Annotated in this window: 10 protein-coding genes and 1 pseudogene; 9 read left to right on the top strand and 2 right to left on the bottom strand. The window is 66.7% G+C overall.

Going from position 1 to position 12,910, the window contains the following annotated elements:
- From K2Z83_RS07565 to K2Z83_RS07525, 9 genes and pseudogenes are all read left to right on the top strand, one after another.
- A pseudogene (locus tag K2Z83_RS07565) lies at positions 1-371 on the top strand (4Fe-4S ferredoxin); the annotation flags it as partial.
- Positions 372-409: 38 nt separating this feature from the next.
- Entirely contained in the window at positions 410-1,741 is a 1,332-nt protein-coding gene (nuoH, locus tag K2Z83_RS07560) for an NADH-quinone oxidoreductase subunit NuoH (protein WP_220594563.1), read from the top strand.
- Between the two features lie 65 nt (positions 1,742-1,806).
- Entirely contained in the window at positions 1,807-2,427 is a 621-nt protein-coding gene (locus K2Z83_RS07555) for an NADH-quinone oxidoreductase subunit J (RefSeq protein ID WP_220594562.1), read from the top strand.
- Between the two features lie 137 nt (positions 2,428-2,564).
- Positions 2,565-2,882: an NADH-quinone oxidoreductase subunit NuoK gene (gene nuoK, locus K2Z83_RS07550; protein ID WP_255603518.1), complete on the top strand. Its 318-nt coding sequence runs from the start codon at positions 2,565-2,567 to the stop codon at positions 2,880-2,882.
- Positions 2,879-4,939: an NADH-quinone oxidoreductase subunit L gene (gene nuoL / locus K2Z83_RS07545; RefSeq protein WP_255603516.1), complete on the top strand. Its 2,061-nt coding sequence runs from the start codon at positions 2,879-2,881 to the stop codon at positions 4,937-4,939. The genes nuoK and nuoL overlap by 4 nt, the downstream gene beginning before the upstream one ends.
- Positions 4,940-5,068: 129 nt before the next feature.
- Positions 5,069-6,730, top strand: a complete 1,662-nt coding sequence (locus tag K2Z83_RS07540) for a NuoM family protein (RefSeq protein WP_220594561.1) — start codon at positions 5,069-5,071, stop codon at positions 6,728-6,730.
- An 84-nt stretch (positions 6,731-6,814) separates the two neighbouring features.
- A complete protein-coding gene (locus K2Z83_RS07535) occupies positions 6,815-8,329 on the top strand; it encodes a NuoM family protein (protein WP_220594560.1) in 1,515 nt (504 codons plus the stop codon).
- Between the two features lie 96 nt (positions 8,330-8,425).
- The gene (locus K2Z83_RS07530; protein WP_220594559.1) at positions 8,426-10,027 is read left to right on the top strand and encodes an NADH-quinone oxidoreductase subunit N; all 1,602 of its coding nucleotides are present in this window, start codon (positions 8,426-8,428) and stop codon (positions 10,025-10,027) included.
- Between the two features lie 234 nt (positions 10,028-10,261).
- Positions 10,262-11,278, top strand: coding sequence for a TerC family protein (locus K2Z83_RS07525; RefSeq protein ID WP_220594558.1), 1,017 nt, complete (start codon positions 10,262-10,264; stop codon positions 11,276-11,278).
- A gap of 61 nt (positions 11,279-11,339) precedes the next feature.
- Here the strand turns inward: K2Z83_RS07525 and K2Z83_RS07520 are convergent, their stop codons facing one another.
- Both K2Z83_RS07520 and trxB read right to left on the bottom strand, forming a co-directional pair.
- A complete protein-coding gene (locus K2Z83_RS07520; RefSeq protein WP_220594557.1) occupies positions 11,340-11,576 on the bottom strand; it encodes a hypothetical protein in 237 nt (78 codons plus the stop codon).
- Positions 11,577-11,759: 183 nt separating this feature from the next.
- On the bottom strand, positions 11,760-12,746 hold the full coding sequence (trxB, locus tag K2Z83_RS07515; protein WP_220594556.1) for a thioredoxin-disulfide reductase: 987 nt from the start codon (positions 12,744-12,746) through the stop codon (positions 11,760-11,762).
- Between the last annotated feature and the right edge of the window lie 164 nt (positions 12,747-12,910).

Below are 12,910 nucleotides of genomic sequence, written 5' to 3'. Positions count from 1 at the left end.
CCGGCGGCGAGGCCCCGCCCGCCGAGGCCCCGCCCGCCGAGCTGTCGCCGGCCGAGGCGAAGGCCGCCAAGCTGGCGGCGCTGAAGGCGGCCAACGCCGCCAAGAAGGCCGGCGGCGAGGCCCCGCCCGCCGAGGCTCCGCCCGCCGAGCTGTCGCCGGCCGAGGCGAAGGCCGCCAAGCTGGCGGCGATCAAGGCGGCCAACGCCGCCAAGAAGGCCGGCGGCGAGGCCCCGCCCGCCGAGGCACCCGCCGCGGTGCCAACCCCCAGCAGCGGAGGCGCGACCCCGGCGGACGAGAAGGCCGCCCGTCTGGCGGCGATCAAGGCCGCCAACGCCGCCAAGAAGGCCGCCGAGCAGGGCAATACTGAGTAAGGGCACCCAGCCCACGCTGCCGAGGTGAAGGCATACCAATGCGCGACGTTATTGAGCAGATTATCAACACAACCTTCGGCTGGGGCTGGCCGGGCTGGGCGATCTCGCTGATCGGCTACCTGATCGTCGCCGCCATCCTCTTCCTGATCGCGCCCTTCCAGATGCTCTTCCTGACCCTCTTCGAGCGGCGGGCGATCGCCCGCATGCAGGACCGGGTCGGGCCGAACCGGGTCGGGCCGGAGGGCGCGTGGCAGCCGCTCGCCGACGGCGTGAAGATCTTCACCAAGGAGGATATCGTCCCCGACTCGGCCGACCGCTGGGTACACCTGATCGCCCCCTGCGTGGTGGTCGCCCCGACGATGTTTATGTTCGCAGTGGTGCCCTGGGGGCCGGGGATGGTGCCGGTCGACATGAACATCGGCCTGCTCTTCTTCTTCGCCATCTCATCGGTGAGCGCCGTCGGCCTGATGATGGCCGGCTGGGCCAGCAATAATAAGTTCGCCCTGATCGGCGCGATGCGCGCCGTGGCCCAGATGGTCAGCTACGAGATCCCGGCCGTGCTGAGCCTGCTGTCGATCGTGCTGATCACCGGCAGCCTCTCGCTGGTCGACCTGATCGCCTACCAGGGCGGCCTGTTTATCAGCAGCAGCGATGTGGCCGGCGTACCCGACCTCGGGCTGGGCTGGTTCATCTTCACGCCGGTGGGATTTCTGGCCTTCATCGCATTCTTCATCGCGGCCCTGGCCGAGGGCGAGCGCACCCCCTTCGACATCCCCGAGGCCGACTCGGAGATCGTCGCCGGCTATATGACCGAGTACAGCGGCATGAAGTTCGGCCTGTTCTACCTGGCCCAGTATGTGCTCAACTTCCTGCTCTGCGCGATCACCTCGGTGATCTTCTTCGGCGGATGGCAGGGGCCGGGCGTGGGCTGGCTCTACGCCCAGGCGATCACGCCGGCCAACCCCGGCGGCGGCTGGATCTTCAACGTGCTGGCCGGCGCCCTCGGCGTGTTCTACTTCCTCGCTAAGACCTACGGATTCTTCTTTGTGATGGTCTGGATCCGCGGCGCCTACCCGCGCCTGCGCATCGACCAGCTGATGGACTTCGGCTGGAAGTTCCTCATCCCGCTGACCCTGGTGAATATCTTCGGCGCGACGATCTGGGTGGCGCTGACCAAGTGGGGCGCCGCCGAGGGCCTCGCCATCGTGGAGGGCTGGTCGCCGATGCTGCGCTGGGCCGTGGCCTTTGTGGTCACTCTGGCCCTGAACCTGGGCGCCTACCTCTTCCTGGCGCGGATCTTCGCGGAGTCGCAGGCCGAGCGGTTGCGGGTGGACGACGAGGTGCTGGAGCGTCTGACGAATGTGGCGTAGGGCGTAGCAGCAGGTTGGCGCTCTGCGCCAACCTGCTGCTACGCCCTACAACCGGCAGGGAACCGATGGATCTGCTGATACAAATTATCTTCGGGCTGCTCACGGCGCTGATCATCGGCGCGGCGATGATGGTGGTGACGGTGCGCAACATCATCCACGCGGCGCTCTGGCTGATCGCGTCGTTCTTCGGGGTGGCCGCGCTCTACCTGCTGCTTGAGGCCGAGTTTATCGCCGTGGTGCAGGTGCTCGTCTACATCGGGGCGATCTCGATCCTGATCCTGTTCGCGATCATGCTCACCCGCCACATCTCGGGCGAGGGCGAGCGGCTGCTGACCCGGCACTGGTGGGCGGCGGCGGTCGTTGCCCTGGGCCTGTTCGGCGCGGTGCTGCTGCCCACCCTGGCGGGCAACGCCTGGGGCATCCCGCTGCCCACCGGCCCGGCCGGCACGCCCGAGCCGCTCTCGGGGGTTGAGGAGCTGGGGCGCGGGTTCGTCAGCGAGTTCCTCCTGCACTTCGAGGTGGCCGGCGTCCTGCTCACCGTGGCCCTGATCGGGGCGATCGTGATCGCCTTCGAGGAGCGCTCGCGCCGCCGCCGTGTGCTGACCCTGGCCGAGGAGCACACCCTGAACCAGCGCCAGAAGGCATCCGCCGAGCGGGCGGCCGCCGCCGCCGATATGGCCGATTGAATTGTAGATTGCAGATTGCAGATTGCAGATTTGGTGCGTCAGAATGCTCTGCACAATACCAATCGGAATGCAGTGCCCGAAAATCTGCAATCCAAAATCTGCAATCTGCAATGATGTAACACCGGAGGGAACACCCGATGACCCGCGCGATCCCGCTTGAGGCGGTGCTGGTGGTGGCCGCCGCCCTGTTCTGTATCGGCCTGTTTGGCGCACTCTCGCGCCGTAACCTCGTCGGCGTGCTCATGGGCGTCGAGCTGATGCTGAACTCGGCGAACATCAACCTGGTGGCCTTCTGGCGCTACCTGGAGCCGCGCTTCATCACCGGCCCCACCTTCGCGATCTTTATCATCACCGTCGCCGCCGCCGAGGCCGCCGTTGGCCTCGCGATGATCATCGCAATCTACCGAAGCTGGAACACAGTGAACGCCGATAGTGTGGACGGTCTGAGGGGATGATGATGTCGTTTTTTACGCAATATGCCTGGCTGATCCCGGCGCTGCCGCTGCTCGGATTCGCGCTGATCACCTTCACCCCGCTGCGCCAGAGCAAGGCCGCTAGTGGGTGGACGGCCACCGGCCTGATGCTGGCGGCCACGCTGATCGCCCTCGGCCTGCTGGCCGCCGTGGCCGGCGCGCCCGCCGGCGATGCCCACGGCGAGGGCTTCGCCTTCCCCGCGCCCGCCGTCGTCCAGCGCTTCGTCTGGGCGCCCGCCGGCTCCAGCAGCCTCGCTATGGGCGTGTATGTCGACTCGCCCGCCGCCGTGATGCTGGCCATGGTGACGATCACCGCCACCTGCATCCACCTGTTCTCGATCGGCTATATGGCCAGCAACCCGCGCCAGAGCCGCTTCTTCAGCTTCATCTCGCTGTTCGCCTCGGCGATGCTGCTGATGGTGATGGCCGATAACCTGCTGCTCTTCTTTATGGCCTGGGAGATCATGGGCCTCTGCTCCTACCTGCTGATCGGCTTCCTCTACGAGCGGCCCCAGGCCTACCGCGCCGCCGTCAAGGCCTTCATCACCACGCGCATCGGCGATGTGCTGATGCTGCTCGGCCTGGTCTACCTGTGGACACAGGCCGGCAGCCTGGCCTTCGGCACCGGCGAGGGCGAGATCTTCAACCCCGAGTTCCTGCATCGGATCGGCGGCGAGCCCGGCATCCTCGGCATGAGCCACGCCACCGGGATCGCCCTGCTGATCTTCGCCGGCACCGTCGGCAAGTCGGCCCAGTTCCCGCTGCACGTCTGGCTCCCCGACGCGATGGAGGGGCCGACCCCGGTGTCCGCGCTCATCCACGCGGCCACCATGGTCTCGGCCGGCGTGTTCCTGGTGGCCCGCACCTACCCGATCTTCCTGGCCGATAACGGCACCGCCCTGGCCGTCGTGGCCTTCGTCGGCGCGTTCACCGCGCTGTTCGCGGCCACCATCGCCGTGGCCCAGTACGACATCAAGCGCATCCTGGCCTACAGCACGCTCAGCCAGCTCGGCTTTATGGTGGCCGCCCTCGGCATCGGCGGCTGGGTGGCCGGCATGTTCCACCTGCTCGCCCACGCCTTCTTTAAGGCTCTGCTCTTCCTCGGCTCCGGCGCGGTCATCCACGCCATGGAGGCCACCCCGGCGATCGAGAAGATCCACCACCAGGATGAGTACGCCGCCCAGCAGACCGCGCAGGACATCCGCAATATGGGCGGGCTGCGCCAGAAGCTGCCCTGGACCTTCTGGACCTACACGGCGGGCTATCTGGCCCTGGCCGGCATCGTGCCCTTCGCCGGGTTCTGGAGCAAGGACGAGATCCTGGCCCACGCCATGGAGAACGGCAACATCGTGGTCTACGCCGTGCTGGCGGTGGCCGCCTTCCTGACCGCCTTCTACATGACCCGCCAGTGGTTCCTGGTTTTCTTCGGCGCGTTTCGCGGCGAGAAGCCGGTGGTGTATGTGAACGCCGAGCCGGCGCCCTCCCACCACGCCGCCGACCACGGCGATCACCACGCCGAGCACGGCGATCACCACGCCGACCACAACCTCTGGCACGAGTCGCCGACGATGACGGCGGCCCTGGCAGTGCTGGCCAGCTTCGCGGTGACGGCGGGATTCTTCAACCTGCCCTTCAGCATGCCCGGCGGCCACTGGCTGTCCCACATCTGGGGCCAGGAGGCCGCGCCGCTCAACTGGACGGTGGCCGGCATCTCGCTGACGGTGGCCCTGGCCGGCATCGCCGCCGGCTGGTACGCCTACCGGAGCGCCTTCGCCAAGGCCCAGGATACCGACCCGCTCGACGCGCGGGCGCCCGGCCTGTTCCGCATCCTGCACGAGAAGTACCGCGTCGATGAGCTCTACGCGGCCAGCTTTGGCCGGCTCACCGCCGTCCTGGCCCTGGCGTGGGCCTTCCTCGACCGCAGAATCCTCGACGGGATCATCAACGGAGTCGGCAGCCTGACGCTCTTCCTCAGCCGGGTCAACTATATCGTCGATGACACCCTGCTCAACGACGGGCCGCGAGCGGATGGAGCTTGAGCGGGCCTACGCTGGCGGTGCTGGCGATGCTGTATCTGTATGTGATTAAGTAGGGGCGCAGCAGTCGCCATTGTCGATGAAGCATGGTGTCGGGTCGCGCGGCGACTGCTGCGCCCCTACGAGGGAATTATGCCTGCATATCTGATACCTTCGCCGGGCGGCGTGCCCTGGCTGACGCTGCTGATGCTGTCGCCCCTGCTGGGCATCGCCCTGGTGGGCATGGCCGGCGCGCTGCGCTGGGACGACCGCCTGGTGAAGATCGGCGTCACCGCCTGGATGGGCCTGCCGATCGCCATCGCCGCCGTGGTGGCCGCCGGCTTTAACGCGACGGCCACGGCCGACGGACAGGGCGCGGTGCAGTTCGTCGAGAAGATCCCCTGGATCCAGGCCATCCGCGTGGACTACTTCCTCGGCGTGGATGGGCTGAGCCTGCCGCTGGTGCTGCTCACCGTGGTGATGGCCCCCCTGGCCGCCGCCGCATCCTGGGGCGTCACCGAGCGGGCCAAGACGCACTTCGCCCTGCTGCTGCTGCTTGAGGCGGCCATGATCGGCTACTTCCTGGCCCTGAACTTCTTCTTCTTCTTCATCTTCTGGGAGTTCAGCCTGGTGCCGGCCTTCTTCCTCATCCAGCTCTGGGGCCGCGAGAACCGCCGCTACGCAGCCTTTAAGTTCTTCATCTACACCATGGCCGGCTCGGTGGGCCTGCTGCTGCTCTTCCAGGTGATCTACCTGGCCACCCGCAGCGCCGGCATCCCCACCTTCGACCTGATCACCCTCGGGCGGCTCGGCCAGGGCCTGCCGGTGGATGGCGCGGCCGGCAGCCTGCGCGATATTATCTTCGCCTATGTCGACCGGCTGGGCCTGACGGCCAGCCTCGGGCGCTACCCGCTGCTCTACACCAGCATCGCCTTCTGGGCGATCTTCATCGCCTTCGCGATCAAGCTGGCCGTCTGGCCCTTCCACACCTGGCTGCCCGACGCCTACGGCGAGGCCCCGGTGGCCGGCTCCATCCTGCTCTCGGCGGTGATGAGCAAGATGGGAGCCTACGGCATGCTGCGGATCATGCTGCCGCTGGTGCCCGACGCGGCCCAGTACTTCGCCCCGGTGATGGGCGCGCTGGCCCTGGTGGGCATCGTGGCCGGCTCCTTCGGCGCGCTGGCCAATATCGGCGGCGACATCAAGCGGCTGATCGCCTACACCAGCATCAACCACATGGGCTATGTGATGCTGGCGATCGCCGCCGCTGCCGCCCTGCCCGGCGGGGCCAGCCAGGACTCGCGGGCGATCGCGATCAACGGCGCGCTCATGCAGATGGTGGCCCACGGCCTGAGCACCGGCGCGCTGTTCTACCTGGCCGGCGCCCTGCACGCGCGCACCGGCAGCTGGCAGCTCAGCGGCCTCGGCGGCCTGCGCAGCGTCGCCCCCACCTTCGCCGGGGTGATGGGCGTGGCCACCTTCGCCAACCTCGGCCTGCCCGGCATGGCCGGCTTCGTCGGCGAGTTCTTCATCTTCCGCGGGGCCTGGGCCAGCCTGCCGCTCTTCACCGGCCTGGCCGTGATCGGCCTGATCATCACCGCCCTGGCCCTGCTGCTCATGTTCCAGCGGATCTTCCTCGGCCCCCCCGGCGAGGTCGCCCAGGGCTTCGCCGACCTGCGCCCGGCCGAGCTGTGGGCCACCGCGCCCTTCCTGGCCCTGCTGCTGCTGCTCGGCGTCTACCCGGCCCCGATCATGAACCTGTTTAACGCCGCCGCCACCCAGCTGGTGGCCGTGTTCCTGCGCGCGCTGTCGTGAGATTGCAGATTGTAGATTGCGGATTGCAGATTATGTGGGCTGAGCCAATCTGCAATCTGCAATCTGCAATCTAGAATGAATGCTATGGGCCTGATCACTCTCCCAACAGACATCCCCTGGCTGAGCCTGATCTGGCTGAGTCTGGTCGTGCCGTCGGTGCTGATTGGCGTTATCCCCAACAGCCAGAAGCAGCTGATGCGCATCGTCGGCACCGGCTTCGCCTTCCTGTCGCTCGTGCTGTCGCTGCTGCTCTTCCTGGGCTACCAGCCCGCCGCCGGCGGCTTCCAGTTCGTCGAGCGGCTCGACTGGATGCCGCAGCTCGGCATCACCTACCTGCTCGGCGTGGACGGGATCAGCCTGGCGATGCTGGTGCTCAACGGGGTGGTGATCTTCACCGGCGCGCTGATGAGCTGGAACATCGAGAGCCGCCCCAAAGAGTACTGGGTGCTGCTGCTCCTGCTCACCACCGGCGTCTACGGCGTCTTCGTCTCGCTCGACCTGTTCCTCTTCTTCGTCTTCTACGAGCTGGCCGTGCTGCCGATGTACCTGCTGATCGGGATCTGGGGCAGCACGCGCAAAGAGTATGGCGCGATGAAGCTGACCATGTTCCTGATGGCCGGCAGCGCCCTGGCGATCATCGGCATGCTGGCGATCTACTTCGGCAGCGGCCTGCGCACCTTCGACATGGTCGTCCTGGCCCGCAACGTGACCATGTCGGGCGACCTGCAGCGGATCTTCTTCCCGCCGCTGTTCCTCGGCTTCGCCGTGCTGGCCGGCATGTTCCCCTTCCACACCTGGAGCCCCACCGGCCACGTGGCCGCGCCCACGGCGGTGAGCATGCTCCACGCCGGCGTGCTGATGAAGCTCGGAGCCTACGGCTGCCTGCGGGCCGCGATGTGGCTCATGCCCGTCGGCGCCCAGTACTGGCTGCCGACCATCGCCGTGCTGACCATCCTGAACGTGGTCTACGGGGCCACCATCGCCATGGCCCAGCGCGACGCCAAGTACATCATCGGCTACTCGTCGGTGAGCCACATGGGCCTGGTGATGATGGCCCTGGCCGCCGGCACCCAGATCGCCCTGATGGGCGCGGTGCTCCAGATGTTCGCCCACGGCGTGATGACCGCCCTCTTCTTCTCGGTGGTCGGCCGCATGATCTACGAGCGCACCCACACCCGCCAGCTGCCCGAGCTGGGCGGCCTTGGCAAGGTGATGCCCTTCGCCGCCGTGATGTTCATCCTCGGCGGGCTCTCATCGATGGGCATGCCCGGCCTGGCCGGCTTCTGGGCCGAGTTCGCCATCTTCATCGGCGTCTGGGAGAAGTACCCGCTGATCGCGGTGATCGCCGCGATCTCCATCCCGATCACCGGGGCCTACATCCTGCGCGCGGTCTACTCGGTCTTCTTCGATGAGGTCAAGAACCCCGAGTTCCTCACGCTGCCCAAGCTGACCTGGCAGGAGTACACCGGCGCGGCCATCCTGGGGGCCATCCTGATCGCCGTGGGGCTCTACCCCTCGGTGCTGACCGAGATCATCAACACCGGCGTCGCGCCGCTCGCCCGCCAGCTCAACGATGTGATCGTGGCCGTAGGCCCCTAAATAATTAATGTATAGTGGTCGAAGATGCCAGCGAAGCTGGCATCTTCGACCACTATAAAGAATCTTTTCGGGTATGCCCGTAATAAGGTAGGGAAGATGTTTCAGCTCACCGACATCCCGCGCATCCTGCCGGAGATCCTGCTGCTCGTGCTGGCCCTGCTGGTGCTCGGCTCCGACATCTTCGAGCGCTGGGGCAGCAGCGACGCCGCCCGGCTTGAGCGGGTGCGCGCCTCGGCCCAGCTCACCGCCATCGGCCTGGGCCTGATCTTTGTGATCGCGCTCATCCAGAGCGGCTACGTCTACACGCTGCCCGACGACGCGCCGGCCAACTTCTTCACTAACATCCTGCGCAACCTCCAGGCCGGCGGCCCCGGCCCGCAGCCGATCATCGGCGCCTTCGCCACCGATGACCTGACCATGATCGCCCGGCTGACCTTCATCGGCGCGGCCTTCCTGACCAGCCTGCTCTGCCTGGACTCGCACCCGAACAGCAACCCGGCCGAGTTCTACGCCATGATCCTCTTCTCGACCATGGGCATGTGCCTTATGGCCGGGGCCACCGAGCTGGTGATGATCTTCCTGGCCGTGGAGATGACCTCCATCCCGCTCTACATTCTGGCCGGCTACTTCGGCGAGGCCCGCTCCTCTGAGGCGGGCCTGAAGTACTTCCTCTTCGGGGCCATGTCCTCGGCGCTCATGCTCTACGGCATGAGCCTGGCCTACGGATTCGCGGCCAGCGCCCTCGCCGGCAACAGCGTCGCCAACGACCTGACCCAGCTGAGCAAGATCGCCGAGCTCTCCGGCCAGGGCTCCCCCCTGCTCACCATGTCCATGGTCCTGATCATCGCCGGGGTCGGCTACAAGGTGGCCGTGGTGCCCTTCCACGGCTGGTCGCCCGACGTGTACCAGGGCGCGCCCACGCCGATCACCGCCTTCATCTCCGCCGCCTCGAAGGCGGCCGGCTTCATCCTGCTCTTCCGCCTGCTCACCGTGGCCTTCCCCAGCCTCGCCGGCTCGGCCGTCTTCGGCGAGAGCCTCGGCGGCTGGACGAGCCTGCTGGCCCTCCTGGCCCTGCTCACCCTGATCGTGGGCAACCTGGCGGCCCTGCCGCAGACCAACGCCAAGCGCCTGCTGGCCTACTCCAGCATCGCCCAGGCCGGCTTCATCCTGCTCGGCCTGGTGGCCTGGGCCGCGCCCCAGCAGTTCGACCGCGACCAGGGCACCTCCGCGCTGATCTACTACCTGGTGGTCTACACGCTGACGAACATCGGCGCCTTCGGCGCGCTGGCGGCGGTGAGCCTGGCCGTCGGCGGCGACGATGTGAGCGACCTGAACGGCCTGGCCCGGCGCAACCTGCCCCTGGCCGTGCTCTTCGCGATCTGCGTGCTCTCGCTGGCCGGCGTGCCGCCCCTGGCCGGCTTCTTCGCCAAGTTCTACATCTTCATGGTCGGCTGGCAGTCTGGCGCCTGGTGGCTGGTGATCATCGCGCTGTTCACCACGGTGATCAGCCTCTACTACTACCTGCGGCTGCTCAAGGCCATGTTCATGGAGGCCCCGGCCACCGACGAGCCGCTGCCCGCCCCCGCCGGGATCATGTCGGCCATCAGCATCGCCGTGGCCGCCCTGCTGATCCTCGGCCTCTTCCCCAACCTCGTCCTCGGCATCATCAGCCGGGTCCAGGCGGTGGCCGGGCTGTAGGGGCGGGCGGGGGGAATATTCCCCTGGCCCAGATCCACGGATTCGCGTACCATAGCCTGAGGTACGGGAGTAGCCGCTCGCCATCGTGGCGAGACAGTCAGCCGTCAGGACGGAGCGACGCTCCCGGCTGCCTGCGCGATAGACACGCGGGGCGAGACGACCACGGCATCATGCTGGCGTGGGGTCTCGTCTTCTTTGTGTCTCGCGCCCGATGTGGAGAAGGAGACGTCCGGTATGCTGAGCGGAACGATCTGGCTGTGGGTGGGGTTCAACCTGTTTGTGCTGGCGATGCTGGCCCTCGATCTGGGCGTGTTCCACCGCAAGTCCCACGCCGTCTCGGTGAAGGAGGGCGCGGTCTGGAGCGCGGTCTGGATCAGCCTGGCGATGGTGTTTAACCTGGGGATCTACCTCTTCTGGGATCGCATGATGCCGGGGAGCGGCTACAGCAACGGCGAGGCCGGCCTGGCCTTCCTCACCGGCTACCTGATCGAGAAGTCGCTCAGCGTCGATAACATCTTCGTCTTCGTGCTGCTCTTCAGCTACTTCGCCGTGCCCGCCGCCTACCAGCACCGCGTGCTCTTCTGGGGCGTGCTCGGCGCCCTCGTCATGCGCGGCGTGCTGATCTTCGTCGGCGCCGCCCTGCTCAAGGAGTTCCACTGGATCATCTGGATCTTCGGCGCCTTCCTGATCTTCACCGGCATCAAGATGGCGATGAGCAGCGGCGATGAGGAGATCCACCCCGAGAAGAACCCGCTGGTTCGGCTCTTCCGCCGGATCATGCCGGTGACTGAGGCCTACGAGGGCGACCGCTTCTTCGTGCGGCGGGCCGGCGTGCTGATGGCCACGCCGCTCTTTCTGGTGCTGCTGATCGTCGAGAGCACCGACCTGATCTTCGCGGTCGACTCTATCCCCGCGATCTTCGCGGTCACGCAGGACCCCTTCATCGTCTACACCTCGAATGTCTTCGCCATCCTCGGCCTGCGCTCGCTCTACTTTGTGCTGGCCGGGGTGATGGACAAGTTCCACTACCTGAAGGCCGGCCTGGCGGTGGTGCTGACCTTCGTCGGCACCAAGATGGTCCTGGTGGACATCTACAAGATCCCGACGGCGATCTCCCTCGGCGTGATCGTCGCCGTCCTGGCGATCGCGGTCGTCGCCTCGCTCATCCGCGCCCGCCGGCTTGAGCGGGCCGAGGCCGAGCAGGCCCCGCGCACCCAGACGCAGAAGCCGGCCAGCGAGGCCGGCGACTAGCCCATACACACAAAGGCCCCCGGCGCTGATGCGCCGGGGGCCTTTGTGTGTCGAGCTTGCGCTACAGCGGGTGCTCGCCGCCGTGCATCTCAGAGATCAGGTGGGATCGCGTCTCCACATCTACGAGGCGGGTCGAGGCGAAGAGCGAGGCCGCGCAGAGCAGGTCGTGGCGCTTTGCGGCCGGCAGCGCCTTCACGTCCTCAAGCGTGTAGCCGAGGCCCTGCAGATACTCGACGATGTAGGCCTTCTCCAGATCGCCGCCGGGGGGCGGCATCACATCGGCATATAGATCAGTCATACGTCACCTCCTGCCGTTACGTCGTCGGAACAGCGCTATGTGGAAGGCTCCCGAGGGAGGACGATGAGATCAGGTGGGGCTAGGTAGGGTCAGTATAGCACCGTCGGCCGACATATCGCGTGAGATTGCCGCAACAAATCGCCCGTGCGCAGGGGCGCACGGGCAATCCGATCACCTGAGATCTTACCACTGGCCGAGAGCTGGCGAGACGACCTCCTCAGCCGGGGCGGCGGCCTGCTTCTTGGCCAGGTGCTCCTGCTCGGCCAGGAACCAGGTCGCCTCCATGGCGGCCTGGCAGCCCTCGCCGGCCGCCGTGATCGCCTGGCGGTAGATGTGGTCCACCACATCGCCGGCGGCGAAGATGCCCGGCACCTTCGTGCGCGTGCGGCCGTCGGTTACGATATAGCCATTCTCGTCAAGATCCAGGATATCCTTGAACAGCCCGGAGTTCGGGATGTGGCCGATGTAGGGGAAGACCCCATCCACCGCCAGGTCCTGAGTCTCGCCCGTCTTCAGGTTTTTCACCACAACGCCGGAGACCTTCTCGTCGCCGGTGATCTCGGCCACGGTGCTGTCCCAGATGAAGCGCACCTTCGGGTTGGCGAAGGCCCGCTCCTGGAGCACCGGGTCGGCGCGCAGGCTGTCGCGGCGGTGGATGACGATCATCTCGTCAACGTAGCGGGTCAGGAACAGGCCTTCGTCGAGGGCGCTGTTGCCGCCGCCGACCACAACCACCTTCTTGCCGCGGAAGAAGAAGCCGTCGCAGGTGGCGCAGTAGCTGACGCCGCGGTTGGCCAGCTGCTCCTCGCCGGGCACGCCCAGGTGGCGCGGCGAGGCCCCGGTGGAGATGATCAGCGTGTCGGCGGTGATTGTCTCGTCGGTGTCGGTGGTGAGCACAAAGGGCCGCTGGCTGACGTCCACCTTGGTGATCAGCGCGTCCTTGTACTGCGCGCCGAAGCGGGCGGCCTGCTTCTCGATATTCTCCGCCAGCTCGTAGCCGCCGATCCCGTCCACAAAGCCGGGGTAGTTCTCGACCTCGCTGGTGGTGGCGATCAGGCCGCCGGGCTGTAGGCCGCGCACGACGAGCGGCTCAAGGCTGGCCCGTGCGGCGTAGAGGGCGGCGGTGAGGCCGGCAGGCCCCGAGCCGATGATGACAACTTGGCTGTGCATAGTTCCTTGTGCCTCCAGTGTGGCAATAGCGTCTTGAGCGAAGTATAGCACGTCCAGATCTGCCTGTATGTAATCTAGATTACCCCCCCGGGGTATGGGGATCATTCCACAATTGTTCTGCCGACATGCGCCAGCTTCTGTGCACGGTGAGGGTGTGGGAGAGC

It is taken from the genome of Oscillochloris sp. ZM17-4 (genome assembly GCF_019599295.1).
GTDB lineage: Bacteria > Chloroflexota > Chloroflexia > Chloroflexales > Chloroflexaceae > Oscillochloris.
This window is presented reverse-complemented; position numbering and strand designations above follow the sequence as displayed.

What these genes read in the sequence shown, in the direction of transcription:
- K2Z83_RS07520 (WP_220594557.1), bottom strand. Translation starts at nt 11,576, where the DNA reads ATGACTGATCTATATGCCGATGTGATGCCGCCCCCCGGCGGCGATCTG.
- K2Z83_RS07555 (WP_220594562.1), top strand. Translation starts at nt 1,807, where the DNA reads ATGGATCTGCTGATACAAATTATCTTCGGGCTGCTCACGGCGCTGATC.
- nuoK (WP_255603518.1), top strand. Translation starts at nt 2,565, where the DNA reads ATGACCCGCGCGATCCCGCTTGAGGCGGTGCTGGTGGTGGCCGCCGCC.
- K2Z83_RS07540 (WP_220594561.1), top strand. Translation starts at nt 5,069, where the DNA reads ATGCCTGCATATCTGATACCTTCGCCGGGCGGCGTGCCCTGGCTGACG.
- trxB (WP_220594556.1), bottom strand. Translation starts at nt 12,746, where the DNA reads ATGCACAGCCAAGTTGTCATCATCGGCTCGGGGCCTGCCGGCCTCACC.
- nuoH (WP_220594563.1), top strand. Translation starts at nt 410, where the DNA reads ATGCGCGACGTTATTGAGCAGATTATCAACACAACCTTCGGCTGGGGC.
- K2Z83_RS07535 (WP_220594560.1), top strand. Translation starts at nt 6,815, where the DNA reads ATGGGCCTGATCACTCTCCCAACAGACATCCCCTGGCTGAGCCTGATC.
- K2Z83_RS07530 (WP_220594559.1), top strand. Translation starts at nt 8,426, where the DNA reads ATGTTTCAGCTCACCGACATCCCGCGCATCCTGCCGGAGATCCTGCTG.
- nuoL (WP_255603516.1), top strand. Translation starts at nt 2,879, where the DNA reads ATGATGATGTCGTTTTTTACGCAATATGCCTGGCTGATCCCGGCGCTG.
- K2Z83_RS07525 (WP_220594558.1), top strand. Translation starts at nt 10,262, where the DNA reads ATGCTGAGCGGAACGATCTGGCTGTGGGTGGGGTTCAACCTGTTTGTG.